Source organism: Streptomyces sp. NPDC090032, from assembly GCF_044748025.1.
GTDB lineage: Bacteria > Actinomycetota > Actinomycetes > Streptomycetales > Streptomycetaceae > Streptomyces.
The window spans coordinates 504,512-529,780 of record NZ_JBIVFF010000005.1 but is presented as its reverse complement, the minus strand read 5'-3'; the positions used below and the strand labels follow the sequence as shown (position 1 = coordinate 529,780).

The 25,269-nt window shown below is 71.5% G+C and carries 30 protein-coding genes, 2 tRNA genes and 1 other RNA gene; 19 read left to right on the top strand and 14 right to left on the bottom strand.

The window, feature by feature from the left end; all coding sequences use genetic code 11:
• Positions 1-200 precede the first annotated feature (200 nt).
• From purD to ffs, 3 genes are all read right to left on the bottom strand, one after another.
• Positions 201-1,454 carry a phosphoribosylamine--glycine ligase gene (gene purD, locus ACIPWY_RS15170; RefSeq protein ID WP_362908457.1) on the bottom strand — a complete coding sequence of 418 codons (1,254 nt, stop codon included), beginning with the start codon at positions 1,452-1,454 and terminating at the stop codon, positions 201-203.
• A 190-nt stretch (positions 1,455-1,644) separates the two neighbouring features.
• Complete coding sequence (locus ACIPWY_RS15165; protein WP_393699089.1) at positions 1,645-3,969, bottom strand: DNA polymerase III subunit gamma and tau; 2,325 nt, start codon at positions 3,967-3,969, stop codon at positions 1,645-1,647.
• 63 nt (positions 3,970-4,032) lie between these two features.
• An RNA gene (gene ffs, locus ACIPWY_RS15160) (signal recognition particle sRNA small type) lies at positions 4,033-4,127 on the bottom strand.
• A gap of 121 nt (positions 4,128-4,248) precedes the next feature.
• On the opposite strand from ffs, the gene ACIPWY_RS15155 reads away from it, so the two are divergent.
• A tRNA-Ser gene (locus ACIPWY_RS15155) sits at positions 4,249-4,336 on the top strand.
• A gap of 130 nt (positions 4,337-4,466) precedes the next feature.
• Positions 4,467-4,853, top strand: a complete 387-nt coding sequence (locus ACIPWY_RS15150) for a VOC family protein (RefSeq protein ID WP_362908459.1) — start codon at positions 4,467-4,469, stop codon at positions 4,851-4,853.
• A gap of 26 nt (positions 4,854-4,879) precedes the next feature.
• Here ACIPWY_RS15150 and ACIPWY_RS15145 read toward each other — a convergent pair whose 3' ends face one another.
• Positions 4,880-5,386, bottom strand: coding sequence for a DUF5994 family protein (locus tag ACIPWY_RS15145; RefSeq protein ID WP_362908460.1), 507 nt, complete (start codon positions 5,384-5,386; stop codon positions 4,880-4,882).
• A gap of 203 nt (positions 5,387-5,589) precedes the next feature.
• Between ACIPWY_RS15145 and ACIPWY_RS15140 the strand changes: the two genes are divergently transcribed.
• Complete coding sequence (locus tag ACIPWY_RS15140) at positions 5,590-5,790, top strand: hypothetical protein (protein ID WP_393699147.1); 201 nt, start codon at positions 5,590-5,592, stop codon at positions 5,788-5,790.
• 72 nt (positions 5,791-5,862) lie between these two features.
• On the opposite strand, the gene ACIPWY_RS15135 is transcribed toward ACIPWY_RS15140, so the two are convergent.
• The 6 genes from ACIPWY_RS15135 to ACIPWY_RS15110 form a co-directional block, all read right to left on the bottom strand.
• Positions 5,863-6,813 carry an MASE1 domain-containing protein gene (locus tag ACIPWY_RS15135; protein WP_362908462.1) on the bottom strand — a complete coding sequence of 317 codons (951 nt, stop codon included), beginning with the start codon at positions 6,811-6,813 and terminating at the stop codon, positions 5,863-5,865.
• Positions 6,814-6,875: 62 nt separating this feature from the next.
• Positions 6,876-7,703, bottom strand: coding sequence for a PP2C family protein-serine/threonine phosphatase (locus ACIPWY_RS15130; protein ID WP_362908463.1), 828 nt, complete (start codon positions 7,701-7,703; stop codon positions 6,876-6,878).
• A gap of 33 nt (positions 7,704-7,736) precedes the next feature.
• Entirely contained in the window at positions 7,737-8,567 is an 831-nt protein-coding gene (locus tag ACIPWY_RS15125) for an isocitrate lyase/phosphoenolpyruvate mutase family protein (RefSeq protein WP_393699150.1), read from the bottom strand.
• Positions 8,564-8,803 (bottom strand): hypothetical protein, encoded by a 240-nt coding sequence (locus ACIPWY_RS15120; RefSeq protein WP_393699152.1) that lies wholly within the window; start codon positions 8,801-8,803, stop codon positions 8,564-8,566. Before ACIPWY_RS15120 ends, ACIPWY_RS15125 begins: the two co-directional genes overlap by 4 nt.
• Positions 8,804-8,868: 65 nt before the next feature.
• Complete coding sequence (locus ACIPWY_RS15115; protein WP_351986527.1) at positions 8,869-9,195, bottom strand: cupin; 327 nt, start codon at positions 9,193-9,195, stop codon at positions 8,869-8,871.
• A 141-nt stretch (positions 9,196-9,336) separates the two neighbouring features.
• Positions 9,337-10,233: a LysR family transcriptional regulator gene (locus tag ACIPWY_RS15110; RefSeq protein WP_393699154.1), complete on the bottom strand. Its 897-nt coding sequence runs from the start codon at positions 10,231-10,233 to the stop codon at positions 9,337-9,339.
• Positions 10,234-10,335: 102 nt separating this feature from the next.
• Here ACIPWY_RS15110 and ACIPWY_RS15105 point away from each other — a divergent pair, with 102 nt between their 5' ends.
• Entirely contained in the window at positions 10,336-11,097 is a 762-nt protein-coding gene (locus ACIPWY_RS15105) for a sulfite exporter TauE/SafE family protein (protein ID WP_401533434.1), read from the top strand.
• Between the two features lie 38 nt (positions 11,098-11,135).
• Here the strand turns inward: ACIPWY_RS15105 and ACIPWY_RS15100 are convergent, their stop codons facing one another.
• Positions 11,136-13,778 (bottom strand): GNAT family N-acetyltransferase, encoded by a 2,643-nt coding sequence (locus ACIPWY_RS15100; RefSeq protein WP_401533432.1) that lies wholly within the window; start codon positions 13,776-13,778, stop codon positions 11,136-11,138.
• 99 nt (positions 13,779-13,877) lie between these two features.
• On the opposite strand from ACIPWY_RS15100, the gene ACIPWY_RS15095 reads away from it, so the two are divergent.
• From ACIPWY_RS15095 to ACIPWY_RS15085, 3 genes are all read left to right on the top strand, one after another.
• A complete protein-coding gene (locus ACIPWY_RS15095; protein ID WP_393699158.1) occupies positions 13,878-14,471 on the top strand; it encodes an HhH-GPD-type base excision DNA repair protein in 594 nt (197 codons plus the stop codon).
• Between the two features lie 173 nt (positions 14,472-14,644).
• The gene (locus ACIPWY_RS15090) at positions 14,645-15,001 is read left to right on the top strand and encodes a hypothetical protein (RefSeq protein WP_362908469.1); all 357 of its coding nucleotides are present in this window, start codon (positions 14,645-14,647) and stop codon (positions 14,999-15,001) included.
• 74 nt (positions 15,002-15,075) lie between these two features.
• On the top strand, positions 15,076-15,246 hold the full coding sequence (locus ACIPWY_RS15085; RefSeq protein ID WP_401533428.1) for a hypothetical protein: 171 nt from the start codon (positions 15,076-15,078) through the stop codon (positions 15,244-15,246).
• A gap of 71 nt (positions 15,247-15,317) precedes the next feature.
• Here ACIPWY_RS15085 and ACIPWY_RS15080 read toward each other — a convergent pair whose 3' ends face one another.
• Entirely contained in the window at positions 15,318-17,075 is a 1,758-nt protein-coding gene (locus ACIPWY_RS15080; protein WP_401533426.1) for a helicase HerA-like domain-containing protein, read from the bottom strand.
• A 121-nt stretch (positions 17,076-17,196) separates the two neighbouring features.
• Here ACIPWY_RS15080 and ACIPWY_RS15075 point away from each other — a divergent pair, with 121 nt between their 5' ends.
• Positions 17,197-17,493 carry a type II toxin-antitoxin system VapB family antitoxin gene (locus ACIPWY_RS15075; protein WP_003955420.1) on the top strand — a complete coding sequence of 99 codons (297 nt, stop codon included), beginning with the start codon at positions 17,197-17,199 and terminating at the stop codon, positions 17,491-17,493.
• A 102-nt stretch (positions 17,494-17,595) separates the two neighbouring features.
• Positions 17,596-18,246: a LytR C-terminal domain-containing protein gene (locus ACIPWY_RS15070; RefSeq protein ID WP_362908472.1), complete on the top strand. Its 651-nt coding sequence runs from the start codon at positions 17,596-17,598 to the stop codon at positions 18,244-18,246.
• Positions 18,247-18,297: 51 nt separating this feature from the next.
• On the opposite strand, the gene upp is transcribed toward ACIPWY_RS15070, so the two are convergent.
• Positions 18,298-18,933: a uracil phosphoribosyltransferase gene (gene upp, locus ACIPWY_RS15065; RefSeq protein WP_100599118.1), complete on the bottom strand. Its 636-nt coding sequence runs from the start codon at positions 18,931-18,933 to the stop codon at positions 18,298-18,300.
• Between the two features lie 95 nt (positions 18,934-19,028).
• Between upp and ACIPWY_RS15060 the strand changes: the two genes are divergently transcribed.
• From ACIPWY_RS15060 to ACIPWY_RS15020, 9 genes are all read left to right on the top strand, one after another.
• Positions 19,029-19,223, top strand: coding sequence for a hypothetical protein (locus ACIPWY_RS15060; protein ID WP_362908473.1), 195 nt, complete (start codon positions 19,029-19,031; stop codon positions 19,221-19,223).
• A gap of 153 nt (positions 19,224-19,376) precedes the next feature.
• Positions 19,377-19,931 (top strand): hypothetical protein, encoded by a 555-nt coding sequence (locus ACIPWY_RS15055; protein ID WP_362908474.1) that lies wholly within the window; start codon positions 19,377-19,379, stop codon positions 19,929-19,931.
• Between the two features lie 129 nt (positions 19,932-20,060).
• Entirely contained in the window at positions 20,061-20,492 is a 432-nt protein-coding gene (gene tadA / locus ACIPWY_RS15050) for a tRNA adenosine(34) deaminase TadA (RefSeq protein ID WP_362908517.1), read from the top strand.
• A 93-nt stretch (positions 20,493-20,585) separates the two neighbouring features.
• A tRNA-Ser gene (locus tag ACIPWY_RS15045) sits at positions 20,586-20,670 on the top strand.
• Positions 20,671-20,880: 210 nt separating this feature from the next.
• Entirely contained in the window at positions 20,881-21,057 is a 177-nt protein-coding gene (locus ACIPWY_RS15040) for a hypothetical protein (RefSeq protein WP_100599122.1), read from the top strand.
• A gap of 30 nt (positions 21,058-21,087) precedes the next feature.
• Positions 21,088-21,381, top strand: a complete 294-nt coding sequence (locus ACIPWY_RS15035; RefSeq protein ID WP_100599123.1) for a Dabb family protein — start codon at positions 21,088-21,090, stop codon at positions 21,379-21,381.
• 176 nt (positions 21,382-21,557) lie between these two features.
• The gene (locus ACIPWY_RS15030) at positions 21,558-22,373 is read left to right on the top strand and encodes an RNA polymerase sigma factor SigF (protein ID WP_116513552.1); all 816 of its coding nucleotides are present in this window, start codon (positions 21,558-21,560) and stop codon (positions 22,371-22,373) included.
• Positions 22,374-22,619: 246 nt separating this feature from the next.
• Positions 22,620-23,480, top strand: coding sequence for an RNA polymerase sigma factor SigF (locus ACIPWY_RS15025; protein ID WP_362908475.1), 861 nt, complete (start codon positions 22,620-22,622; stop codon positions 23,478-23,480).
• 69 nt (positions 23,481-23,549) lie between these two features.
• A complete protein-coding gene (locus ACIPWY_RS15020; protein ID WP_401533421.1) occupies positions 23,550-24,350 on the top strand; it encodes a hypothetical protein in 801 nt (266 codons plus the stop codon).
• A 36-nt stretch (positions 24,351-24,386) separates the two neighbouring features.
• On the opposite strand, the gene ACIPWY_RS15015 is transcribed toward ACIPWY_RS15020, so the two are convergent.
• Positions 24,387-24,596 carry a hypothetical protein gene (locus tag ACIPWY_RS15015; protein WP_362908477.1) on the bottom strand — a complete coding sequence of 70 codons (210 nt, stop codon included), beginning with the start codon at positions 24,594-24,596 and terminating at the stop codon, positions 24,387-24,389.
• Positions 24,597-24,770: 174 nt separating this feature from the next.
• On the opposite strand from ACIPWY_RS15015, the gene ACIPWY_RS15010 reads away from it, so the two are divergent.
• Positions 24,771-25,265: a MarR family transcriptional regulator gene (locus ACIPWY_RS15010; protein WP_362908478.1), complete on the top strand. Its 495-nt coding sequence runs from the start codon at positions 24,771-24,773 to the stop codon at positions 25,263-25,265.
• Positions 25,266-25,269 lie beyond the last annotated feature (4 nt).

The following is a 25,269-nucleotide window of genomic DNA, read 5'->3' as shown; positions in this document are numbered from 1 at the left end:
GCATCCGTCACTGACATCGCAATGCCGGTGGGCCAAGTGCCGGAACGCTTTCGCCGCACCCTAGTTGGGGCACAAGGCATCGTCAGCCGGATGGGCGAGCGGTCACTCGATGGAATGGCTTTGGGTAGAGGTGGATGACATTCAGGCCCCTGATCCGGTCCGGATCAAGGGCCTGAGGTTCACGCAGGTGAGGCTTTCGGTCAGGCCTCCGCGGCCGCCTTCGCCGCGATGTCGGTGCGGTGCTGCGAGCCGTCGAGACCGATGCGCGAGACCGCCGCGTACGCGCGCTCGCGGGCCTGCGTCAGGTCCGAGCCGGTCGCGGTCACCGAGAGCACGCGGCCTCCGGCGCTGACGACGGCGTCCCCGTCCCGCTTCGTCCCGGCGTGCAGGACGTACGCGTGCGGCGCGTCCTGCGCGGCCACGTCGGAGAGCCCGGTGATGGGGTCGCCGGTGCGCGGCGTCTCCGGGTAGTTGTGGGAGGCCAGGACCACGGTCACGGCCGCCTCGTCGCTCCAGCGCAGGGGCGGCAGGTCCGCGAGCGTGCCGTTGGCCGAGGCGAGGAGGACGCCCGCGAGCGGGGTCTTCAGGCGGGCGAGGACGACCTGGGTCTCCGGGTCGCCGAACCGGGCGTTGAACTCGATGACCCGTACGCCGCGCGAGGTGATCGCGAGCCCCGCGTACAGCAGGCCGGAGAAGGCCGTGCCGCGGCGGCGCAGTTCGTCGACGGTCGGCTGGAGGACCGTCTCCATGACCTCGTCGACGAGCTTCGGATCGGCCCACGGCAGTGGCGAATAGGCGCCCATGCCACCGGTGTTGGGGCCCGCGTCGCCGTCGAGCGCGCGCTTGAAGTCCTGCGCGGGCTGGAGCGGGACGACGGTCACACCGTCGGTGATCGCGAAGAGCGAGACCTCGGGGCCGTCGAGGAACTCCTCGATGACGACGCGGTCGCAGGCGTTGGCGTGCGCGCGGGCGGCCTCGATGTCGTCGGTCACGACGACGCCCTTGCCGGCCGCGAGCCCGTCGTCCTTGACGACGTAGGGGGCGCCGAAGGCGTCGAGCGCCTCGTCGACCTCGGCCGGGGTGGTGCAGACGTACGAGCGGGCGGTCGGCACGCCGGCCCCCGCCATCACATCCTTGGCGAAGGCCTTCGAGCCCTCCAGCTGTGCGGCTTCCCCGGAGGGGCCGAAGCAGGGGATGCCCGCGGCGCGTACGGCGTCGGCGACCCCTGCGACAAGGGGTGCCTCCGGGCCGACCACGACGAGGTCCGCGGCCAGCTCACCGGCCAGCCGGGCCACGGCGGCGCCGTCGAGGGCGTCGACCGGGTGCAGCTCGGCGACCTCGGCGATTCCTGCGTTGCCGGGCGCGCAGTGCAGCGCGGTGACGTCGGGGTCGAGGGACATTGAGCGGCACAGGGCGTGTTCGCGGGCGCCGCTGCCGATGACGAGGACCTTCACGCCAGCCAGCATAGGCGGCGGTCCGGTGTGCTCTTGTACGGGCCGCCGAGCGCGGGGGCGGCGGGCGTTCGTGCGTTTCTCCATGAAACGGGGTGCTGCGGCTCCGGTCCGACGGCTTTACGGAGGGCTGAGCCTGTGGGCAGTGGCTGTGCTGGGTGCCCGTGCTGCCCGGTCCCCGCCACGAGGCCGCCTACTCGTTCGTGAACTCCTCGACCACCGTCGCCCCGAGCTCGCGGACGATCAGGTCGTGGCCGGAGAGGACCCCCGACTCGTCGAGGTCGGCGTCGTCGTCGGCCGGGATGTCGTCCTCGATGGAGACCGGGGGCGGCTCCGGGGCCGCCGGTCTCGGCGCGGGGGCCGGTGCGGGGGCGGATGCCTGCGGAGCGGACCGCTCCGGGGGGCGCGGCGCGGCGGGGGCCTGGGCGTGCGGGGCCGGCGGAGTGGACGGGGTGGGCGCCGCGGGGGCGCCGCCGCCCTGACCCGGATAACTGCCACCCTGACCCTGATAGCCGCCGCCCTGACCCGGGTAACCGCCGCCCTGGCCCGGGTAGCCGCCGCCCGGCGCGGGGGGCGGGGCCTGGCCGCCACCACCGCCCGAGGGGTCGACGACCGCCTCGACCTTCCACTGGACGCCGAACTGCTCGGCCAGCGCCGTCCGCAGGACCTCTTCGCTGCCGCTGCTCGCGAAGTTGTCCCGCGCTCCGGCGCTCACGAAACCGAGCTGGAGGGTCGTGCCGTCGAAGCCGGTCACCTGCGCGTTCTGGCTGAGCAGGATCCAGGTGAAGCGGCGCTTGTTCTTGACCACCTCAAGGATGTTCGGCCACAGGCTTCGCGGGTCGAGCCCACCGGTGGCCGGGGGTGCCGCGGCGACGGGGGCCTGTGGCTGGGGCTGGGCAGGAGGCGGGGTGGGCGCCGCGGCGGGCTGTCCCCCACCGGCACCGCCACCAGCTCCACCGGCAGTGCCCGCGCTGCCGCCACCGCCGGTGGGCGTGGCCGTGGGCCACCCGCCGGGGCGTCGGCCTCCACCGGCCGGGGCGGCTGTGGGCCACGCGCCGGGTGCGGCCCCGGCAGGGGGCGCCGCGGGCGCGGGTTCGGCCGGAGCCACGGGGGCGGCCTGAGCAGCAGGGGCCGGGGCGGGAGCAGGCGCTGCGGGAGCGGGTGCAGGCGCAGGGGCTGAGGCAGGAGCGGGTGCAGGCGCGCTCTCGCCGCCGGGGCCCGACCCCCGCACCGCCGAACGGGCAGCGGCCGGGCCGCCCCCCGGAGGAACCTGCACGGCGGCGGCCGCACCGGGGTGGGCGTCGGGCGCGGGAACGTACCCCATGGCGGGGCCGGAGCCCTGCCCCGCGGGTACGAAGTGGCCGCCGCGCTCCAGGCGGTCGAGCCTGGCCATCACGGAGCGGGCGTCGTCGTACGCGGCGGGAAGCAGCACGCGCGCGCAGATCAGCTCGAGCTGGAGCCGGGGCGAGGTGGCGCCCCGCATCTCCGTGAGCCCCTCGTTGACCAGGTCGGCGGCGCGGCTGAGCTCGGCGCCGCCGAAGACTCCGGCCTGGGCCTGCATGCGCTCCACCACGTCCACGGGAGCGTCGATGAGGCCCTTCTCGGCCGCGTCCGGGACGGCGGCCAGGATCACCAGGTCCCGCAGCCGCTCCAGGAGGTCGGCGACGAACCGGCGCGGGTCGTTGCCCCCCTCGATGATGCGGTCGACGACCTCGAAGGCGGCCGCGCCGTCTCCCGAGGCGAAGGCCTCCACGACGGAGTCGAGCAGCGACGCGTCCGTGTACCCGAGGAGCGACGTCGCCATGGCATACGTCACACCGTCCTCGGCCGCGGCGGCGAGCAGCTGGTCCATGACGGACATGGAGTCACGCACGGAACCGGCGCCGGCCCGCACGACCAGCGGCAGCACACCCTCCTCGACGGGGATGTCCTCCTTGCCGCAGACCTCTCCGAGGTAGTCCCTGAGCGTCCCGGGCGGCACGAGCCGGAAGGGGTAGTGGTGCGTACGCGAGCGGATGGTCCCGATGACCTTCTCGGGCTCCGTCGTGGCGAAAATGAACTTGAGGTGCTCCGGCGGCTCCTCGACGACCTTCAGGAGTGCGTTGAACCCCGCCGGCGTGACCATGTGGGCCTCGTCGATGATGTAGATCTTGTACCGGCTGCTCGCGGGCCCGAAGAACGCCTTCTCACGCAGGTCACGGGCGTCGTCGACACCACCGTGGGAAGCGGCGTCGATCTCGATGACGTCGATCGAACCCGGCCCGTTCCTCGCCAGGTCACGGCAGGACTGGCACTCGCCGCACGGCGTCGGCGTGGGTCCCTGCTCGCAGTTCAGACAGCGCGCGAGGATGCGCGCGCTCGTCGTCTTGCCGCAGCCGCGCGGGCCACTGAACAGGTACGCGTGATTGACCCGGTTGTTCCGCAGCGCCTGCTGCAGCGGGTCGGTCACATGTTCCTGCCCGATGACCTCGGCGAACGACTCCGGGCGATAGCGGCGGTAGAGCGCGAGAGACGACACGTATACGAGGTTATAGGCGCCCACTGACAACCACGGCCGCCGAGGGCGAACCGGCCCGGAACGCAAGACGCCCCCCACGCACCCGCCAGAGCCGACCTACCCTTGCTGCCTTCCGGCCCTGGGGGAGTTCAGTCAGATAGCGCCACGTGAGGGGCTGGGCTCCACAGTAGCTGATGCCCGGCCGGAATCACGAGCCCGGTCCCCGGCCCGATCACCGCCCCTGGGTTCGCCCCGGATCATGTTCGCGAGCACCCCCCAACGTCTTGTATTGTTTGCGGCGGAGGATTCGCCTAGTGGCCTAGGGCGCACGCTTGGAAAGCGTGTTGGGGGCAACCCCTCACGAGTTCGAATCTCGTATCCTCCGCCATTGCTCTCACCGGGCAATACGTTGAAGGGCCCCACCGCTTGCGGTGGGGCCCTTCGGCGTTCCCCCCGGCGTCCCTTCGCCGTTCCCGTCGGCGTTCTGTGATTCGGTATTCGGCAGTGGAGGTCCTGACATGGCCAGTAAGTTCACCGAGCTTGCGATCGACTGTGCCGATCCCGACGGGCTCGCCCGGTTCTGGTGCGCGGTCCTCGGCTACGAGGTGCAGGACGAAGAGGACGGAGTTGTCGTCATCGGCTCCCCCGCGGTGCCCGAAGGCAAGAACCGCCCCGGCCCGGTGCCTCCCGCGTTGACCTTCGCGCGCGTGCCCGAGGGCAAGGTCGTCAAGAACAGGCTCCACATCGACGTCAACGCGACCGACAGGGACCAGGACGAAGAGGTCCGCCGCCTGCTCGACCTGGGTGCCCGGCACGTCGACGTCGGCCAGGGCGATGTGAGCTGGGTCCTGCTCGCCGACCCTGAGGGGAACGAGTTCTGCGTCCTCGCGGGCCGCCACCCCTGACCGGAGCGCGTACGGCGTTCCCCGGCTCAGGGTTCTTCGGGTTCGGCGACGCGGAGTTGTGCGGGTTCTTCGGGTTCGGCGACGCGGAGTTGTGCGGCCTCGGTCATGTTGTCGCCGCACACGGCGCGGGCCATCGCCGTGCGGGCCGCTTCGGGCTCCGCCTCGGGGGGCACGACCAGGAGGACGAAGTAGTCCCCGTCTCCGCGGGTGACGAGAGCGGTGCCGTCGCCGATCTCGTGGGCGTCGAGATGCACGACACGGTCGTCGATGATCAGGCGGGTCGGGAGTTCTTCCCAGGCGGCGGAGTCGAGTCCGACGCGGGCGATGGGGCCGATGCGGGAGGTCAACTCCGTGACCAGCGCGGGCAGTTCGGCCTCGATGTCGTGGGAACGGGGCCACCACGCGCCGTCCAGGAGACCTTCGCGGGACTGGGTGGTCTCCAGGCGCGGCAGGTCCGCTGCGGGTTTCGCCCCCTGACAGGACGCGTCCGGCACAAGCGTCGAGGGCTGGTGGGGGGTGTCGGATTCAGCCATGGTGGTTCGCCCGCCTCGGTCGTACGGCCGACGCCCACGAGCGACCGTACCGATGTCGGCGCGGGCGATGACCGGCGCGATGCCGTCGTAGATTCAAGGTAACCCCGGGGGCCGCGGCCACGCTCGTCACTGAAGGCGCGACCTGCCGCGGGCGCGGCACCCGGGGTTACGGTTGAAGCAGTGGAAAGCGGGAGGTGACGGCCATGGAGGCGATCATCCTCATCGGGGCCATCGTCCTCGTGACCCTCCTGGGCATGCGCCTGATCCACCGGATCAATGCCCGGCAGGACGCCCGCATCGCCTCGCACACCTTCAGCGATGCCATGCCGGGTGTCGGCAGACGGAGCCGCAAGCACCATCGGCGGGTCCCCGCAGACCCCTCCGGCCCGGCCGGCCACAGCTGACAGGGAACAGGGACGTCCGTCACGTCGTTCCTCCTGCCGCTCATCACTCCGGCCTCTCGTTCCTCCTGTCGCTCATTCCTCCTGCCGTGGCGCCAGGTGTCCCACCACTTCCGTCAGGTCGCTGACCGCCTGTTCGATCTTCTGGCGGATGCTCTGCTGTTCGGTGACGATCGCCGCGAGCAGCAGTGCGGTGAGCGCGGCGGAACCGTTGAGGGCCTGGAGGTTGACCATGACCTCGAAGAGGGTGTGGTGGGCGAACGGGCCGGCGCGCTCGGTGGCCGCCGCGATCCCCAGTACGGACACGAACAGCACGCACGGTGCCGCCCCCGCGAGCTGGAAGCGCAGCGCCGCCCACGTGAGCAGCGGGAAGACGAGGAAGAGCAGGGCGAGCGGGCTTCTCGTGGCCACGGGTGTGATGACGGCCGCGGTGACCAGCAGGGCCGCCACCTCCGGCCACCGGTGGGTGTTCCAAGGGGGCTTGGCCCTGCTCAGCGCGATCAGCAGCGGGGTGCCGACGAGTACGCCCATCGCGTCGCCGGCCCACCAAGCCGCCCACACCGGCCAGAACGAGCCCCAGTCGAGACTGCCTCTGAGCGCCAGCACGCCCGCACCGACGGTGGCGCTGAGCAGTATCGGCAGCAGTCCGCCCAGGAAGACCAGGGCGACGCCGTCCCGCAGCCGGTCCAGCTCGATGCGGAAGCCCGCCTTGCGCAGGAGCAGGCAGGCGCACATCGGGGCGAGGGTGTTCGCGGCGACGATCGGGAGGTCGGGGAGTTGGAAGGGGTGGATCGAGTCGATGAGTAAGAACGCGCCGAGCGCGATGCCCGGCCAGATGCGCAGGCCCATCCAGAGCAGGCAGGTGACGGCGACGCCCGTCGGGAGCCAGAGTGGTGTGACGGCCGCGCCTTCGAGGTTGATCCGCTGCCACAGGCCGATCCGTCCGGTCGCGTAGTAGGCGGCGGCGACGGCGAGGACCCTCAGCAGGGCCTCGGAGAGGCGTCGGAGTTCCTCGGTGCGCACCACTGGATCACATAATCACTCCCGTCCGGTGGCGGAGCGTGACACGCGCTGCCGGGGGCCCGCTGTCACCCTGCGAGGACGGGTGGCGCGTCGTGGCGCAGGACCAGTACCGCGGAGTCGTCCTGGTGGCCGGTGCAGTCGGCGACCTTCATCACCGCGGCGGCCAGTTCGGCGGCGTCGGCGCCCGCGCCGGCCGCGACGACCTGAGCCACCCGCTCCAGGCCCTCCTCGATCGGGAACGAGGGCCCTTCGACCACGCCGTCCGTGACCAGGACGTACGCCCCCGCCGCCGAGAGGTGGCGCCGGGTGACCGGGTACTCGGACCCGGGCAGCATGCCCAGCGGCAGTCCGCCCTCGTCCGCCGAGACGCCGTACTGGCCGTCGGCCGTGGCCCAGATGGCGGGGACGTGGCCGGCGCGGGCGGATTCGAGTACCCAGGTCGTCGGGTCGAAGCGGACGAAGCTGCACGTCGCGAAGAGGTTCTGGCGCATCGACAGGAGCAGGTCGTTGGCCTGGGCCAGCGCCTCGCCCGGGTCCGAGGCGAAGGCGGCCACCGCGCGCAGGGCGATACGGATCTGCCCCATGAAGGCGGCGGCCTCCACGTCATGGCCCTGTACGTCCCCGATGGAGAACCCGAGGGCGCCGTCGGGGGTGGCGAACCCGTCGTACCAGTCCCCGCCGATGTCCAGGCCGTGGCGGGCCGGCGAGTAGCAAGCGGCGGTCCGCAGTCCCGGCAGGGCGGGCAGCGAGACGGGGAGCATTTCGCGCTGGAGGGCTTCCGCCAGTTCGACCCGGGCGTGCTGGAGCTCCGCCCCGGCGCGTGCCTGTGCGGCAAGGCGGCCGAGCCTGGTCAGCAGGTCGCCGGCGCTCTCGGGCTGGCTGGGACGCGTCATGGACGGCTCCGGATACGGAAATCCCCCGCTTCATCATATTTGCGTGGCCTCCCCACCGCCGCTCAGCTCTTGGACCTCGCGGTACGTCGGCGCCGCCGCGGGGGCTGCGCCGTACCGGCCCGCCCGTACGTCGAGCGCCGCCGTGACCGCTGCGCCGAGTGCCGCGCGGAACAGGAGCGAACCGAGACTGACGCGGCGGACGCCCAGGGCGGCGAGCTCGGGGACGGTGGGGCCCGTGGGGGAGTAGAGGATGTTGAGGGGGATGCCGGACGGGCTCAGGTGTGCGACGAGTTCCCGGATCGCGGCCGGGTCGGTCAGGCCCGGTACGAAGACGCCGTCGGCGCCCGCCTGCCGGTAGGCGTCGAGCCGGCGCCGGGTCTCCGGCTCCGGCGCGGTCCGCTGGTTCGGGAGCCAGTACGTGTCCGTGCGGGCGTTGACGAACAGGTCCGGTACGGCGGCCTTGACCGCGGCGATCTTCGCCGCGTGGACGGGGACCGGGGTGAGGGTGCCGTCGGCCCTGCCGTCCTCCAGGTTGATCCCCACGGCGCCCGCCCGCGCCAGTTCACGGGCGAGGCCGGCGACCTCGGCCGGGTCGTCGCTGAACCCGCCCTCCGCGTCCACGGACAGCAGGAACGCTCCCCCGCCCAGGCCGCGGGCCAGGCGCAGGGTCTCCTCGCGGGTGGCCGCGGCGCCGTCGGGCAGCCCGGCCGCGGCGGCCACGCCGAGGCTCGTCGTACCGATCGCGGTGAAGCCCTGCCCGGCGAGGGCGGCGGCACTGGCGTGGTCCCAGGCGTTGGGCAGGAGGAGGGGGCCGTCGGGGTCGTGGTGCAGGGCTTTGAAGGCTGCGCGGCCGGGCTGGTTCATCGGGAGGTCCCTTCGAGGGGGCCGGCCGCCAGGGCCGCAAGGCCTGGGGCCGCCAGGCCGGGGGCCGCCAGGGCCTGCCGCACGTCCTTGTACTGGTCCAGCCGGTGGCAGCAGCCGTACTGGTCCAGCCGGTTGCAACCGTGCCGGTCCGGTCGGTGGCAGCAGCCGTACTGGTACAGCCGGTGGCAGCCGTACCGGTCCGGTCGGTGGCAGCAGCCGTACTGTCCGTGTGTCATGCACCGCACGCTAGGCGTGCAACGGTTCGGCGCCGGCCGAAAGGTCCGCGCGCGACGGGCGCCGCTCAGTCGTTGACCGCCGTGAGCAGCACGGCCGCGTCCGTGACCGCTCGGAGCCCGTGCCGCTCGTGCGGAAGCGCGTGGAGCCGGCCCTCCGTGAGCGTCATGTCGCCCGAGACCGCCGTCAGCACGACCTCGCCGCGCAGCACCTGGAGCGTCGCGGCGGGCGGCGCGTTGTGCTCCTCCATGACCTCTCCCGCCGCCAGGGCGATCACGCTCTGCCGGAGCATCTCCTCGCGGAGCAGGAGATGCGCGCTGCGGCCGTGGGGGGAGGTCCGGGCCGCGGCGAGGTGCTTGTCGGCGAGAGCGTTCAGGTCGTACGTCGTGGTCATGCTTCCAGCGTCTCCCGGGTACCCGGCCCCCGCCACAGGCACGAGACGTCACCCCGGCCCGGACCCCCGCCACACCCCCCACCACCGCAACCGCGTGAAGACCCTCCCTCCTGCCTCCCGCGCCCTCGCCTCCCCGCGCCCCTACCTCCCGCAGTGCTCCGCCACCAGGTCCGCGAAGGCCCTCGCCAGCGGGGTCAGCGTGGACCAGCGCCGGACCGCCCAGCCGACCGCGAGCGGCGGCAGGTCCGGTACGGGGACGAGGACCGGGCCGCCGGCGCGGTCCCGGCCGCGCCAGCCGGGCAGTTCGGGGACGAGCGCGTGGCCGAGGCCCAGTTCGGCGAGGTGCACGGCGGTGGCCCAGTCGGCGACGCCCGCGTCCGGCCCGGCCGGCCTGACGATCCCGAGCCCGGTGAAGTGCCGGTCGAGGTGGGCGCGCGACGTGGACTGTTCGGGCGGCCTGATGAGGTGGGCGGCGGCCAGGTCGCCGGGGTCGATACGGGCCCGGCCGGCCAGCGGATCGTCGGGGCGCACCGCGAGGACCCACGGAAGTTCGACGACGGGGCGCTGCTCGACGCCGCGTTCCGGCGCGCCGATGGTGACCCACGCGAGGTCGAGGTCGTGCGCGGCGAGCGCCTCGTAGGCGCTGTGGCTGGAGCTGACCGTCTGGAATTCCAGGCTCGCCCGGGGGTGGCGGCGCCGGAAGCCGACGATGGCCTCGGACATGAAGTGGCGCACGGTCGTCGCGCCCGTGGTGACGCGCACCGCGCCGCTCTCGCCGCGGGCCAGGTCGCGCAGGCGGCGCACGGCGACGTCGATACCGCCGATGCCCTCGGCGGCCGCGGTCCGCAGGATGCGCCCGGCGGGGGTCGGCAGGACACCGCGCGCGTGCCGTTCGAGGAGGCTGACACCCACCTCCCGTTCGAGGCGCCTGATGTGCTGGCTCACCGCCGACTGCGTACAGGAGAGGTCGCGGGCGACGGCGCTGAGGCTGCCCGCCTCGCACACGGCGACGTATACACGGAGATCGTCGAGGGTCACGGCGCCAACGTAGCCATTCGGTCACACCCAAGCCAGACCTTGGAACTCTCCAAGGAATGGCGAGGATTGACTTGCATGTCGGGCTCCGAAACGATCTCGGACGTGGATGCACTTGAAGCAGTGGCCGTCGGAGCGGCCGGTGTCGCCGCCGGCGCGATCAACGCGGTGGTCGGCTCCGGAACGCTCATCACCTTCCCTACGCTCCTCGCGTTCGGCTATCCGCCGGTGCTCGCCAACGTGTCGAACAACATCGGCCTCGTACCCGGCGTGCTCAGCGCCGCCTACGGCTACCGGCGCGAGCTGAAGGGGCAGAAGAAGCGGCTGATCCGGTTCGGTACGGCCTCGCTGATCGGCGGGCTCACGGGAGCGCTGCTCCTGCTGAAGCTGCCCGCCGACGCGTTCACGGCGGTGGTGCCCGTGCTCATCCTGGCCGCCTGCGTCCTCGTCGTGCTCCAACCCAGGCTCAGCCGCTGGTCGAAGCAGCGCCAGACCACGGCGACGCGCGCCGACGGCGGCGTCCCGATGTGGTTCGGGGTGCTCGGGACAGGCGTCTACGGCGGCTACTTCGGCGCCGCGCAGGGCGTGCTGCTCATGGGTATGTTCGGCAGCTTCATCCACGACGACCTCCAGCGCCTCAACGCGGCGAAGAACGTCCTGGCCTCGATCGTGAACGGGGTCGCCGCGGTCGTCTTCATCGCCGTCGCCGACGTCGACTGGGTGGCGGCCGCGGTGATCGCCGTCGGCTCCACGCTGGGCGGCCTGACCGGCGCGAAGTTCGGCCGCAGGCTGCCCCCGGCGGTCCTTCGTGCGGTGATCGTCGTGGTCGGCGTCTCCGCCTCGGTGATCATGCTCGTACGAGGCTGAGCCCGCGGGCCGTCAGCAAGGGATTGATCAGCGCTTGATCAGCGCTTGAGGAAGGCGATCCGGGCCCGCTTCTCCGGGAGGAACACCTCCGGCAGGTCGATCTCCGGGAGCACGATCTCGGGGCCGAGTTCGAAGCCCGCGCGCTCCAGGAGCGCGACCGCCTTCGCGTTGCGCGCGTCGGGCTCGACCACGATCCGCCGCTTGCCGTGCCCTTCGAGCGCATACGTGATGAGGACGCTCATGAGCGCTCCGGTGAAGCCGTGCACAGCTCCCTCCGCGGCCGGGGCGATCAGGAAGTGCGCGCCGATGTCGCCGTCCTCGACCTCGTAACACTCGCTGACCCGGTCGGCCTCGGGCTCGTACGTCTGGAAGAGCGCGACAGGCTCGCCGTCGAGGCGGACGAGGTGGGCGTGGTGCGTGGTGAGCGAGTCGAGGTGCTCGTACGCCTCCCGCACCTGCTCGCGGCTCGCGCCCTGCATGCCCCAGAACCGGGCGCGCTCCTCACGCACCCAACTGTGGATCACGTCGAGGTCGGCGGCGGGGTCGACCGGGCCGACCCGGACGGTGCCGAACCCTTCGACGGTCTGCTCGTACACGCGGGGCTCCTTCTGATGAGGGTGGTGCCGGTGTTCCTTGGTGAGGCGGGTCCAGTCCGTGACTACGGGGACCAGTTCGCCGCGCAGCCACATGGGGAGCTGGTCGCGGCGGTGCGGGGAGCCGGGGACCCCGGACGCGCCGAGCGGGACCACCCACAGGCTGTTCGCGCGGTCGTCGACGTCCCACACGTAGCGGGCGGCCGGGCCGCGGGCGCTGAGGTCGGTGACGCCGGGGACGCTCGACGTGGACAGGACGCAGTCGTGGTCGCCGGACAGGCCCGGCCTGACCTCGTCCTCGTCCTCGTCCTCGCCAGGGAGTGCCCGCCAGGCGGCGAGCCGGTGCCGCTCGCCCCAGGTCTCCCCGGCCGCCGCGACTTCGGCCACTTCCTCGACCGCCTCACGGACAACCTCCGCCCGGTCCACGTCCGGGAATTGACGGGTCGTCAACAGAGCCTCCAGCGCGTACGCGATGCGCGGCGCGAGGGCCAGCCACGGCCGGAAGATCTCCGGGTACGCCTCCCCCATCCCTGCGAGCGGTGCGAACGCCGGGTGCGCGGCCAGCTTCCGTACGACCGCCGCGCGCACCCGCGCGTACGCGGCGGCGTCCGCGCTGTCCGCGTCCATGTGCCGGTCCCAGGCGAGCAGCCGCTTCCTGAGCGCCCCGGCTTCGGGGCCGAGGGCGTCGAGGCGGGCCACGAGGTCGAGCAGGGGGCGGGCGGAGGCGAGGCGGGTGTCGGTGTGGACGGCGGCCATGCCGGGCGCCGTCCACTTCTCCCGCGCGTCGAGCAACTCCCGTATGCGGTCGGCGCGGTGCGGCGGCGCGAACTCGATGCCGAGGGGCGCGGCGAGGCCCCGCTGGTTCGCCATGACGGCGACGGTGCCGACCGGCTCGCGGGGCAGTTCGCGCAGGCCGCGCCAGGCGTGCCGGGGCTCGTCGGCGGGGACGACGCGGAGCAGGTTCTCGGGGTCGCGCTCGGGCACGGCGCCCGCGACGCGGTGCAGGAGACCGCCGTCGGTGTCGGCGGCCTGGACGACGTCGACGGGCTCGGCCCAGCGGTCGAAGGCCCGGTCCACGTCGGCGACGGTGCGGGCGCGGAGCAGGGCGGGCAGTGCCGCGAACCCCAAGTCCTCGCGTACGCGCGGTGGTTGGCGCAGTGCGATGCCCTCGCCCTCATCGGGTCCGCCGATGACGACCGTCCCGCGTTCGGTCTCGACGACCTCGACCTCCTGCGGCCCCGCGCCCGCCACCTCGAAGGTCTCCACACTGCGGAACGCGGGCCGCCACCCGTCGGGCCCGAGCGCCTCGACACCGCCGTCCGGGAGCCGCCGCAGCCGCTCGCGGTACAGGTCCTGGTAGTCCGCCATCGCGTTGGTGATCGCCCAGGCGACGGTGCCGGTGTGGCCGAAGTGGCCGATGCCGGGCACGCCTGGGACGGCGAGGCCCACGACGTCGTACTCCGGGCAGGCGAGCCGTATCTGCTGGTAGACGCCCGGGTCCTCGATGTAGCGGTGCGGGTCGCCGGCGATGAGGGGGCCGCCGGTGGCGGTGCGTTCGCCGGTGACGAGCCAGCCGTTGCTGCCGGAGGTGCCGGGGCCGTCCATGGCGAAGAGACCGACGGCTCCGGGACCGATGCGCCGTACGACCTCGTCGCGCCAGAGCTTGGCGGGCATGCCGGTGAACAGGATGTGCGTGGACAGCCAGATACCGAGGGGGGTCCAGGGCCGCCAGCGGCCCGGTTCGAGACCGGTGCGGGCGAACTCGGGTGCGGCGCCGCCGAGTTCACGCAGTCCGGCGTCGACCCCGGCCACGTACGCGTCGAGCCAGCCACGCGCCTCCTCGTCGAGCGCGCGGTAGCAGCGCCGGGCCGTGTCGTCGATACGGGCCTGCCGGGCGAACCGGTCCCAGCCGGCCGACTCCGCGCCGAGGAAGGCGGCGGACGTGCCCTGCGAGCGGTGCCGTTCGACCTCGATCTGCCAGGCCCGGTCGGTGGCGGCGTTGTACCCCTGGGCGTGGGCCAGTTCCCGCGCGCTGTCGGCACGGAGGTGAGGTATGCCCCACTCGTCCCGGTAGACCTCGACGCCCACGCTTTCCCCGCCCCACCTTCACGCACCCTACAGATTAGGCCAGCCTAACCTAAGTCGGAATGGGGTGCGTCCGGGCCCGGGCCGCGCGATCATCGACTCATGGACGTCACTCTGCACCTCGCTCAGGAGCCGGACGCCGACGCGCTCCTCGGCCGCAGCCCGCTGGCCGCGCTCGTCGGCATGCTGCTCGACCAGCAGGTACCGATGGAGTGGGCGTTCGCGGGCCCGCACACGATCGCCCAGCGCCTGGGCGCCGACGATCTCGACGCGCACGAGATCGCCGCGTACGACCCCGAGGCCTTCGCCGAGCTGCTGTCGACCAAGCCGGCCGTGCACCGCTACCCCGGCTCGATGGCCAAGCGGATCCAGCAGCTGTGCCAGTACCTCGTCGAGCACTACGACGGGGACGCGAGCGCCGTCTGGGAAGGCGTCAAGGACGGCAAGGAGCTGCTCAAGCGCCTCAACGACCTGCCCGGCTTCGGCACGCAGAAAGCCCAGATCTTCCTGGCCCTGCTCGGCAAGCAGCTCGGGGTGCGCCCCAAGGGCTGGCGCGAGGCCGCGGGCGCCTACGGCGAGGCGAAGTCCTTCCGGTCGGTCGCCGACATCACGGGACCCGAGTCGCTCACGAAGGTGCGGGCGCACAAGCAGGAGATGAAGGCGGCGGCGAAGGCGGCCAAGGCCACGGGGAAGTAGGACCCGAACCAGATCCCGAACCAGGTCCCGAAGCAGGACCCGAAACAGGTCTCGGAGCAGGACCCGAAGCAGGTCCCGCCGCGCGTCAGCACACGCCGCCTCCCGTAGCCCATGAGGGCGGATCTCGTCCGCGTTGATCGTCTTCGGGGCGCCATCGGGGGACATTTACGTCCATGAGCACGCGCGCCTCCCTCGCGGGCGCGGGCCGCCGCACCGCGCGACGGCCCGCGTGGGCCCGGACGTTGCTCGTCCTCCTCGCACTCCTCGGCACGGCGTTCGCGTCCACGGTCCCGTGCGCCCAGGCGGCGCCCGCGCACGCCGCGTCCTCCTCCACCGAACCCGGCGAGCTCCACCAGGACGCCCCCGACACCGCCCTGCGCCTGCCGACGGGGCACGCCATTCGCCTCCCCGCCGAACGCGCCACCCACGTGCGCCCCGCGCACCCTTCCGCGCCACCCGCGCGCCCCCGTGCGCCCCGCGCCACCCTCAACTCCCTGAACATCCTGCGCTGCGTCGTCCTTCGCTGCTGACAGTCCGGTCCGCCCTCCCGGCGGACCGAGCCTGCACACCCCCACCCCCCACGCACGACAAGGACGACATCCTCATGCCCATCGACCCTTACGCGGTCCTGCGCGCCCTCCTGCGCGCCGAAGCGGTCCGTGACGGACGCGCCGGACGCCCGGCACGCCCCGTACGCCCCGCACGCGAGACCCCGAAGCCCACGGCAGTGGCCGACGACAAGACACAGGACACGGACCCCCGGGACCGCGCCTGAGCCGCCCGCACAACAACGGTCCCGGCCCCGCACCCGCGGGACCGGGACCATCACTGAGACCGTTGCCTCCGCTACCTCCGCCGCGTCCCGAACAGCGACCGCGAGATCTCCCGCCCCAGCTGCGTACCGACCGACCGGGCAAGCGACTTGAAGATCCCGCTGCCCACCACCTGTTCCACGACGGACTCGTCCTGCTTGGCCTTCCCGCGCCCACCGGAACCCCGCGCCGCGGCCTTCTCGGCCTTCGCCGCCTCTGCGGCCTGCGCCTCGGCCTCCTTGCGCGCCTGCGTCTCGGCCTCCTGGGCCGTCAGCTTCTCGTACGCGGACTCACGGTCGACGGCGTTCGCGTACCGCGCGTACAGGACCGACTCCTTCACGGCCTTGTCGAGCGCCGCCGCGTCGATGGGCCCCATCAGCGACTCGGGCGCCCGCAGCCGGGTCGCGGCGACCGGCGTCGGCGCGCCCTTCTCGCTCAGCACGGTGACCACGGCCTCGCCCGTACCGAGCGAGGTCAGCAGCTCCTCCAGGTCGTACGCGGAGTGGGGGAACGTCTTGACGGTCGACTTCAGCGCCTTCTGGTCGTCGGGCGTGAAGGCGCGCAGCGCGTGCTGGACGCGGTTGCCGAGCTGGGCGAGGACGTCGGACGGCACGTCCTTCGGCGTCTGCGTCACGAAGAACACGCCCACGCCCTTGGACCGGATCAGCCGCACGGTCTGCGTGATCGCCTCCAGGAAGGCCTTGGACGCGCCGCTGAACAGCAGATGCGCCTCGTCGAAGAAGAAGACCAGCTTCGGCTTCTCCACATCGCCGACCTCGGGCAGGTCCTGGAAGAGATCCGCGAGCAGCCACATCAGGAACGTCGAGAAAAGGTGCGGCTTGTCCTGCACGGCGGGCAGTTCGAGTACGGAGACCAGACCGCGGCCGTCCGGTGCCGTACGCAGCAGCTCGCTGCTGTCGAACTCGGGCTCACCGAAGAAGTCGCCCATGCCCTGCTGCTCGAACGCGGTCAGGGCGCGCAGGATCACCCCCGCCGTCGCGGTGGAGAGCCCGCCGATGGTCTTCAGCTCCTGCTTGCCCTCGTCGGAGGTGAGGAACGTGACGACCGCGCGCAGATCCTTGAGGTCGACGAGTTCGAGGCCCTTCTGGTCCGCGTAGTGGAAGATCAGGCCGAGCGACTGCTCCTGCGTCTGGTTGAGCTGGAGGCACTTGGACAGCAGGACCGGGCCGAAGCCGGTGATGGTGGCCCGCAGGGGGATGCCGGGGCCGATGCCGCCGAGCGCGTAGAACTCGCAGGGAAATCCGGTCGCCCGCCACTCCTGACCGACCTCGGCCGACCGCTGCAACACCCTGTGGCCCGGCTCGCCCGGGGCCGAGATGCCGGAGACGTCGCCCTTGATGTCGGCGAGGAAGACGGGGACGCCCTGCGCGGCCAGCTGCTCGGCGACGAGCTGGAGCGTCTTGGTCTTGCCGGTGCCGGTGGCGCCCGCGACCAAGCCGTGCCGGTTGAGCATCCCCAGCGGAATCCGGATCTGCGCGTCCGGCAGGCACTGCCCGTCCCACACGAGCGCGCCGAGGTCGAGGGCGGGCCCGGCCAGTGCGTACCCGGCGGCGATCTCCAGGGCGGGTGCGGGGAGGGCGGGGGCGGTGGTGACGGGTTCGGGGGCGACGGCTGCGGGTTCGGGGGCGGTGGTCCCGCCGGGGGAAGCGTCACCTGTCCCGCCCGGGGTTGAGGAAGCGGTGGTTCCGGGCGTCAACCCGGCGCCCGTGTCTACCCCTGACGAACGCTTCGCATTCGCCGGCCCGGCCGGGATCGGCTCACTGTCACTCATTTCTGGCCCCTGTCCCCGGATTGAGTGTTCCCGGTTTGCCCGTGTTTAGGACGTCATTTCCCAGCCTCGCACTCCGTCTCCATGGCTGCGCCCGGAGAGCCGGGCCCGGTAGGCTTTCCGTGTGATCTTCAAGCGCATCGGAAACGGCCGGCCGTACCCCGACCACGGCCGGGAAAGCACCCGGCAGTGGGCGGACGTCGCGCCGCGCCCGGTCCGCCTCGATCAGCTCGTGACGACCAAGGGCCAGCTCGACCTCGAAACGCTCCTCGCCGAGGACTCGACGTTCTACGGCGACCTCTTCGCGCACGTCGTGAAGTGGCAGGGCGACCTGTACCTGGAGGACGGCCTGCACCGCGCCGTGCGCGCCGCGCTCCAGCAGCGCCAGGTGCTGCACGCCCGCGTCCTCGAGCTGGGCTGAGCCGCGGGCCACGGCGCCCGCGTTGACCCTTTCGGGTAGTCCCCGGCGCGGGCCAATGATCATTTAGTAGGAATCACCGCCGGGGCACACTACGCTGCGCCCATGAGCATGCTCACTCCCCCCGGCATGGGCGGCAAGTACCGCATCACGGGAGACAAATATCCGCGTATGCGCCGGAGCCGCGGGCGCAGCAGGATCGTGCTCGCCGTCGTCGCCTCCGCCGTGGCGGTCGGCCTGATCGGCTGGGGCACCCTGCAGCTGATCGACGTCTTCACCGGCGGCGGTGACAAGGCCTCGGCCGCGGGAGCCACCGGCGACTGCCGGACGAAGACCTCCGCGTCCCCCGGCGCCTCCGCGAGCCCGAAGATCCTGCCGAAGCCCGGCCAGGTCACGGTCAACGTCCTCAACGCCACGCCCCGCAGCGGTCTCGCCAAACAGACGGCGGACGAGCTGAAGAAACGTGGCTTCGCCATCGGCGACGTGGGCAACGCGACCAAGGCGTACGACAAGAAGGTCAAGGGCCCCGGGCTGCTGCTCGGCGCCAAGGCCGCCACCGACGCGGCGCTGCCGGTCCTCGGCACGCAGCTCGCCGGCGCCGAACTGAAGACCGACACCCGGGCCAAGCCGGCCGAGGTCGACCTGATCATCGGTACCGCGTTCAAGCAGCTCACGACGAAGGCGGACGCCGACAAGGCCCTGGCCGCGCTGGCCAATCCCTCACCGACGCCCGCCACGTCGAAGAAGCACTGCTGAACCGAAGCACTGCTGCACTGAACCGAAGTAACGAGATCCCTTACGGGGCGGCTACTCGGCCGCCCCGTACATCCGGTCGCCCGCGTCGCCGAGGCCCGGGACGATGTACCCGTTCTCGTTGAGCCGCTCGTCGACCGAGGCCGTCACGACCGTCACCGGCGTGCCGGCGAGCTCGCGCTCCATGATCTCCACGCCCTCGGGGGCGGCGAGCAGCACCACGGCCGTCACGTCGTCCGCGCCGCGCTTGATCAGCTCCTGGATCGCCGCGACGAGCGTGCCGCCGGTGGCCAGCATCGGGTCGAGGACGTAGACCTGGCGACCGGACAGGTCGTCCGGCATGCGCGTCGCGTACGTCGACGCCTGGAGCGTCTCCTCGTCGCGCACCATGCCGAGGAAGCCCACCTCGGCGGTCGGCAGCAGCCGCACCATGCCGTCGAGCATGCCGAGACCGGCCCGCAGGATCGGCACGACCAGGGGCCGCGGGTAGGAGAGCTTCACGCCGGTCGTGCCCGAGACCGGGGTCTCGATGTCGACCAGCTCGGTGCGCACATCCCTGGTGGCCTCGTACGCGAGCAGAGTGACCAGCTCGTCGGCGAGGCGCCGGAAGGTCGGGGAGTCGGTGCGCTTGTCGCGCAGCGTGGTGAGTTTGTGCGCCACCAGCGGGTGGTCGACGACGTGAATCCGCATGTCCTCAACAGTAACCGGGCCCGGGCCGCCCTCGTGCTGGCATCAAACCCGCCATCGGAGGGAATGCGGAAAGGACCTACTGGGGTGGTGTGCCTATGCCGGATCAGGGACAGCGCGACCGGGGACAGGACCCGGAGCAGGAGGACGTCGAGGACGAGCGCAGGCGGCGCCGAGCCCAGTTCCTGGGGGAACTCGCCGAGGCGCGCGAGCTGCGCGACCGGGTCCGGCCACGCCGTGCAAGGGCGGCACGAATGCGCCGGCAGATGCGTATGCGCACGTTCCGCTGGTGACGCCGCGCGAACACAGCGGGCGGAAGACCTCTCCTGAAGCGATGGTTTCTGCCACGATTCCGATTGGGCGGGGCTCGGAACTGCACTCCCCGCCTCCCCAGTCCGCCGGGGGGATCCCCAACCGGCACACCTGAGACCAGTGGGAGAGTCACGGTGTACTTCGCCGCACTGCTCGCGCGCACCGAAGACGGGTGGGAAGCGAGCGATACAGAGCTCGACGACGTGGAGGCCCTGTCGGATCTGACCGACCTGGCCCGTGAGGCCTCGGCCGGCGGTGCCGAGGACGACACAGTGCTCGTCTTCATCGAACAGGAGGACGCCTGGTTCGGCGTCGTCCGTGTGGACGGTGAGGAGGACCCTCGTATCTACGTATCCGACGCGGCCGCGGCCGCCCGGAGTTCGTACGGCGAGATCCTGCTCACCGACGAACTGCTCGGCAAGGATCCCGACCAGGACGAGCTGGACGCCCTGGATCTCGACGGGACCGAGGACGGCGAGCCCGACCCGCCCGACGAGGACGAGGCCGGGGACGACGACGCGGCGGATCCCGACGCGGAGGCCGTGCCCCCGGGCCCGATCGGGGACCGGCTGATCCTCGCCGACCTCGGAGTCTCCGAGAAGGAGCTGCTCGCCCTCGACACCAACGACGCCCTCAGCGAGATCGCCGAGGTCCTGGGAGCGGCGGAGGTCCTCGAAACGGTCCGATAGGTCCCGCCCCGTCCACCATTCATCCACCTCTCCACGACGATGCCGGTGCCGGTCGTGGTCGGCTACATTCCGCCCGTGAGCACCACAGACCAGGCACCGGACCCCGTACGCGACCCCTGGCGGCAGGCCATGCGCCTCGCCGTCCGGGAGGCGCGGCTCGCCGCCGAGGGCGGTGACGTGCCCGTCGGGGCCGTCGTACTCGCCCCGGACGGCACGACCGTGCTGGCCTCGGGGCACAACGAGCGCGAGGCGACCGGGGACCCGACCGCGCACGCGGAGGTCCTCGCGATCCGGCGGGCGGCCGCCGGGCTCGGGCAGTGGCGGCTCACGGGGTGCACGCTCGTCGTGACCCTGGAGCCGTGCACGATGTGCGCGGGCGCCCTCGTGCAGTCCCGGGTCGACCGGGTCGTCTACGGGGCGCGCGACGAGAAGGCCGGGGCGGCCGGATCCCTGTGGGACGTCATCCGCGACCGGCGCCTCAACCACCGCCCCGAAGTGGTCGAGGGCGTACTCGCCGACGAGTGCGCGCAGCAGCTCACGTCCTTCTTCCGGGACCGCTAGCCGGGGCCCCGGAAAGCCCTCCGGACGGGCCTGTGACGGGCCTCCCGGATACGGATTTCGGACCACGGCCCAACTTGGGCTAGGATCTCTCTCGGTAGCGTGTCCGAGCGGCCGAAGGAGCTCGCCTCGAAAGCGAGTGTGGGGAAACTCACCGAGGGTTCAAATCCCTCCGCTACCGCTGACAACGCCCCTCTTCCCCGGCTCACCGGAGAAGAGGGGCGTTCTGCATGTCCCGCCATGTCCAGCCGCACGCAGACCGATCGGGCAAAACGCCCTGCCCACCGGGCCGTTGGCGCCGAAAACCGGATAACCAGCTGAACAGACGTCCGGGATACACTCACGCCCGGCACAGGGATCACACGGGACACGGGCAAGGGGAGGCCAGAGCGTGGTGCAGACGAAAAAAATAGGTCTCTTCGTCGTCGTCGTGTTCGTCCTCTACGTGATCATCACCGACCCGGCCAAGGCCGCGGACTACGTCCAGATAGGCTTCGAAGGCGTCTCGTCCGCTGCTCAGAGCATCGGCGACTTCATGACCTGGGTCGTCAACGGCGGCGGAAACTGAGCTACCTGTAAGCGTCTGCAAGGAGTGCCCGTGATCCGCCATCTGGTCCTCTTCAAGCTCAACGAGGGCGTCCAGCGCGACGAGCCCCGCGTCGTCGAGGGCGTCAAGGCCTTCCGCGCACTCGGCGAGCAGATCCCGGAGCTGACGTTCTGGGAGTGCGACTGGAACATCACGGACCGCCCCATCGCGTACGACTTCGCCATCAACTCGGCGGTCGAGGACACCGATGCGCTCAAGCGGTACATCGAGCACCCGGCCCACCAGGCGGGCGTCGCACAGTGGCGCGAGTTCGCCACGTGGGTGATCGCGGACTACGAGTTCTGAGCCGATCGAACGACAATGCGGCCCTTCACCGGAACGGTGAAGGGCCTTTCCGCCTCTTATGCCCCAACTTGCCCTTCAACACGTAGTTATGCGGTGCTTGCACACAGTGCACATGTCTTGTGATGCTATGACCGCTTTTGACGGATGAGTTGACGGACGAGCTGACGGAGACAGAGGTGGCGTTGACCGTGCCGGCCAGTACAGCGCCTCAAGCACCGCCCGCGAAGAGCCGGGGCGCCGACACCCGTGCGCTGACCCAGGTCCTCTTCGCCCAGCTCAAAGATCTGCTGCCGGGGACCCCCGAGCACACCAGGGTGCGCGCCGCCCTCATCGAGGCCAACCTCCCGCTCGTGCGGTACGCGGCGGCCCGCTTCCGCAGCCGCAACGAGCCGATGGAGGACGTCGTCCAGGTCGGCACGATCGGGCTCATCAACGCGATCGACCGCTTCGACCCCGAGCGGGGCGTGCAGTTCCCGACGTTCGCGATGCCGACCGTCGTCGGCGAGATCAAGCGCTACTTCCGTGACAACGTGCGCACGGTCCACGTGCCGCGCCGGCTCCACGAGTTGTGGGTCCAGGTGACCGGCGCGACCGAGGACCTCACCACGGCGTTCGGACGCACCCCCACCACCGCCGAGATCGCCGAGCGCCTGCGCATCGCCGAGGACGAGGTCCTGGCGTGCATCGAGGCCGGGCGCTCGTACCACGCGACATCGCTGGAGGCGGCCCAGGAGGGCGACGGGATGCCCGGCCTGCTCGACCGGCTCGGCTACGAGGACCCGGAGCTCGACGGGGTCGAACACCGCGATCTCGTACGGCATCTGCTCGTTCAGCTGCCCGAACGTGAGCAGCGGATCCTGCTGCTGCGCTACTACAGCAATCTGACGCAGTCACAGATCAGCGCGGAATTGGGCGTTTCCCAGATGCATGTGTCAAGACTGCTGGCCAGAAGCTTCGCGCGGCTCAGATCCGCAAACAGGATCGAAGCGTAACCGGAACGGGTGGAGTGCCTTTCTCGGCACTTCCCCGCCGAAATACGTCAGTTCCCCGCCACACCCCCCTTTTCCTGCACGGATTCACCCCATCCATGTCGACATGTCACTACAGCGTGTTGCCGACATGTGACATTCTGCGGGAACCGCGTTTGCCGCAGTCCCGCCTCCGGTATTCAGGTGGAGGCTGCGTTCCTTCCAGACGGGAGCGCCCGCCGCGACCGTCCGCGACCTCAAGGGGGTGGCATGTCCGCAGTCCAGGGCAGCTCGAAGGTGCTCACGCTCAGCAAGAGCGCGTCAGCGCCCGACGTGCTTCACAGCCCGCCCGTATCCGGGGCTTCCGAAGCCATCGACACCCGCACCCTGTCCCGCTCCCTCTTCCTGCGGCTCGCCGCACTCGACGAGAACAGCCCCGAGCGTGGCTACGTACGGGACACCCTCATCGAGCTGAACCTCCCGCTGGTCCGGTACGCGGCGGCCCGCTTCCGCAGCCGTAACGAACCGATGGAGGACATCGTCCAGGTCGGCACGATCGGCCTGATCAAGGCGATCGACCGCTTCGACTGCGAACGCGGCGTGGAGTTCCCGACGTTCGCGATGCCGACCGTCGTCGGCGAGATCAAGCGCTTCTTCCGTGACACGTCCTGGTCGGTGCGCGTGCCGCGCCGGCTCCAGGAGCTGCGGCTCGCGCTGACCAAGGCGAGCGACGAGCTGGCACAGAAGCTGGACCGCTCGCCGACCGTGCCCGAGCTGGCCGCGGTGCTCGGCGTCTCCGAGGACGACGTGGTCGACGGACTCGCGGTGGGGAACGCCTACACCGCCTCCTCCCTCGACTCCCCGGCGCCCGAGGACGACGGCGGCGAGGGCTCGCTCGCGGACCGCCTCGGCTACGAGGACACGGCCCTGGAGGGCGTGGAGTACCGCGAGTCGCTCAAGCCGCTGCTGGCCAAGCTCCCGCCGCGTGAGCGCCGCATCATCATGCTGCGCTTCTTCGCGAACATGACGCAGTCGCAGATCGGCGAGGAGGTCGGCATCTCGCAGATGCATGTGTCGCGCCTGCTCACGCGGACCCTGTCGCAGCTCCGGGAAGGCCTGATCGCCGACTGACGTGCGTCGCGCGGCGCCGGTGCCGTTGACGGGGTTCCGAATTGACGGACCGTCAGACACACTGGCGCGATGCGACGAGCATCGATACGCGGCCGCCGAGGCGCCCTGACGGGTGCGACGGCGGCCGTGGTCTGCCTGGGCGGTCTCCTTGCGGCGTGCGGGAGTTCCGGTGGCGGGGACGGCTATGTGGCGGTCGGCGCGGCCGGGGCCACGCCCGATGGGACGCCGGGCCGCACGGTGGCGCCGACCGGTGACGTGGAGCTGGTACCGCTGGACGGGGCCGCCTCGGATCCGCCGGACGCCGCGGGTTCGGGCACCCCGGGCAGCGGCGGAGCAGACGGGAGCGGCGGGGGCGGCGACAAGTCCCCTGGTAGCGGCGGGAGTTCGGGCGATACGGACGCCGGGTCCGGCCCAGAGGCGGACGCGGGGGGCTCTGACACGGGAGCACCAGAAGCCTCGGGGCCCGACGGGTCCGGGCAGCCGTCCACCGGCGCGGGCGGGTCCGGCGGCGGGGCGACGACGCCGTCCGCCCCGGGTACCGGCACCCCGAGCACTCCGAGCGGGCCCGCCGCCTTGAAGACCGGGGACCCGGAGCGCAAGGCCACGGACAAGCGGTGGTGCGAGGACGTGACCCTGGACATGGTCAACACCGGTGGTACCGCGGTGCGTTCGGGCACGGTGACGTTCGGGACGCACATCATCGGCGCCCTCGGCATCGACTGGGCCACCGTCGAGTCCAACCAGGACCTCCCCGTGCCGATCGACGCGGGGAAGCGGAAGAAGAAGACCTGGACCGTGTGTGTCGACGCCTGGCGGGTGCCGATCGGCATGCACGTGGAGACGCGGGACGTCTCCGTCGAATGGAAGTGAACGGCTCTCCGGCGAGAGCCGGAGGACCTGAAAGACCTACTTGAGAGCCAGCCAGGCCACGCCCGCCACGATGACGACGGCGAGCACGATGCCGAGGATCAGACCGGCGCCGGGTCCCGACTTCGCCGGGGCCGCCTGCTGGCGCGACTGCGAGGCCGGTTCGTCGACGAAGGCGCGGAACATCTGGGTGCTCCCCGCGGGGTCGTAGTTGCCTTCGGGGGCCGGGCCCTGGGGGTTGTGTGCCATGGGGAAGGACCCTAGCGAATACGTGCGGGCGACGCCACACCCATCCTGAGCTGCGACTTTACATGTGCAACCCCTCCCCTTTACCGGGTTTTTATTCTTATGCACCCCTTTTCGTTTGCCTGCGGCAACCAACTGTCTCTATGGTTGCCCTAAGCAACGAACGTAGGAGGTGCCGTGGCCGAGCAGAGTCAGTACGAACAGCTCGCCCGACAGTTCAGTGCATTCGGTGCCGTCAAACGAGACCTCGCGCGGTCGCTGCCGCACGACTGTCCGGCCGGTTCGGCCGCGGTCCTCATGCTTCTCGCCCAGTACGGCGAGATGCGGATGAGCCGCCTGGCGGAACTGCTCGCCGTAGACATGTCCGTGACCAGCCGCCACGTGGCGCACGTCGCCGAACGCGGCTGGATCGACCGGTCGCCCGACCCCGCTGACAAGCGCTCCCGCATCCTCAGCCTCACCGACCAGGGCGTGAAGCAGATCGAGCTGCTCTCCGAGCGTTCGACCGAACTGCTCGCCTACCGGTTGAGCGACTGGTCCGACGACGAGGTCGGACAGCTGATCGCGATGATGAGCCGGCTCCGCGACAGCTTCGGCGACTGCCGTTACTCGCCGCGTCTCGCGCAGGCGCTTCCGGATGCCACCGAAAAGACCACCCGTACACCCGCGTAAGTAA

Excerpts from the sequence above, each read along its gene's own strand:
- ACIPWY_RS15150 (WP_362908459.1), top strand. The coding sequence starts at position 4,467 with ATGGCCAGTAAGTTCACCGAGCTTGCGATCGACTGTGCCGATCCCGAC.
- ACIPWY_RS15145 (WP_362908460.1), bottom strand. The coding sequence starts at position 5,386 with ATGGCTGAATCCGACACCCCCCACCAGCCCTCGACGCTTGTGCCGGAC.
- ACIPWY_RS15140 (WP_393699147.1), top strand. The coding sequence starts at position 5,590 with ATGGAGGCGATCATCCTCATCGGGGCCATCGTCCTCGTGACCCTCCTG.
- ACIPWY_RS15130 (WP_362908463.1), bottom strand. The coding sequence starts at position 7,703 with ATGACGCGTCCCAGCCAGCCCGAGAGCGCCGGCGACCTGCTGACCAGG.
- ACIPWY_RS15125 (WP_393699150.1), bottom strand. The coding sequence starts at position 8,567 with ATGAACCAGCCCGGCCGCGCAGCCTTCAAAGCCCTGCACCACGACCCC.
- ACIPWY_RS15120 (WP_393699152.1), bottom strand. The coding sequence starts at position 8,803 with ATGACACACGGACAGTACGGCTGCTGCCACCGACCGGACCGGTACGGC.
- ACIPWY_RS15115 (WP_351986527.1), bottom strand. The coding sequence starts at position 9,195 with ATGACCACGACGTACGACCTGAACGCTCTCGCCGACAAGCACCTCGCC.
- ACIPWY_RS15095 (WP_393699158.1), top strand. The coding sequence starts at position 13,878 with ATGGACGTCACTCTGCACCTCGCTCAGGAGCCGGACGCCGACGCGCTC.
- ACIPWY_RS15090 (WP_362908469.1), top strand. The coding sequence starts at position 14,645 with ATGAGCACGCGCGCCTCCCTCGCGGGCGCGGGCCGCCGCACCGCGCGA.
- ACIPWY_RS15085 (WP_401533428.1), top strand. The coding sequence starts at position 15,076 with ATGCCCATCGACCCTTACGCGGTCCTGCGCGCCCTCCTGCGCGCCGAA.
- ACIPWY_RS15080 (WP_401533426.1), bottom strand. The coding sequence starts at position 17,075 with ATGAGTGACAGTGAGCCGATCCCGGCCGGGCCGGCGAATGCGAAGCGT.
- ACIPWY_RS15070 (WP_362908472.1), top strand. The coding sequence starts at position 17,596 with ATGAGCATGCTCACTCCCCCCGGCATGGGCGGCAAGTACCGCATCACG.
- upp (WP_100599118.1), bottom strand. The coding sequence starts at position 18,933 with ATGCGGATTCACGTCGTCGACCACCCGCTGGTGGCGCACAAACTCACC.
- ACIPWY_RS15060 (WP_362908473.1), top strand. The coding sequence starts at position 19,029 with ATGCCGGATCAGGGACAGCGCGACCGGGGACAGGACCCGGAGCAGGAG.
- tadA (WP_362908517.1), top strand. The coding sequence starts at position 20,061 with ATGCGCCTCGCCGTCCGGGAGGCGCGGCTCGCCGCCGAGGGCGGTGAC.
- ACIPWY_RS15025 (WP_362908475.1), top strand. The coding sequence starts at position 22,620 with ATGTCCGCAGTCCAGGGCAGCTCGAAGGTGCTCACGCTCAGCAAGAGC.
- ACIPWY_RS15020 (WP_401533421.1), top strand. The coding sequence starts at position 23,550 with ATGCGACGAGCATCGATACGCGGCCGCCGAGGCGCCCTGACGGGTGCG.
- ACIPWY_RS15015 (WP_362908477.1), bottom strand. The coding sequence starts at position 24,596 with ATGGCACACAACCCCCAGGGCCCGGCCCCCGAAGGCAACTACGACCCC.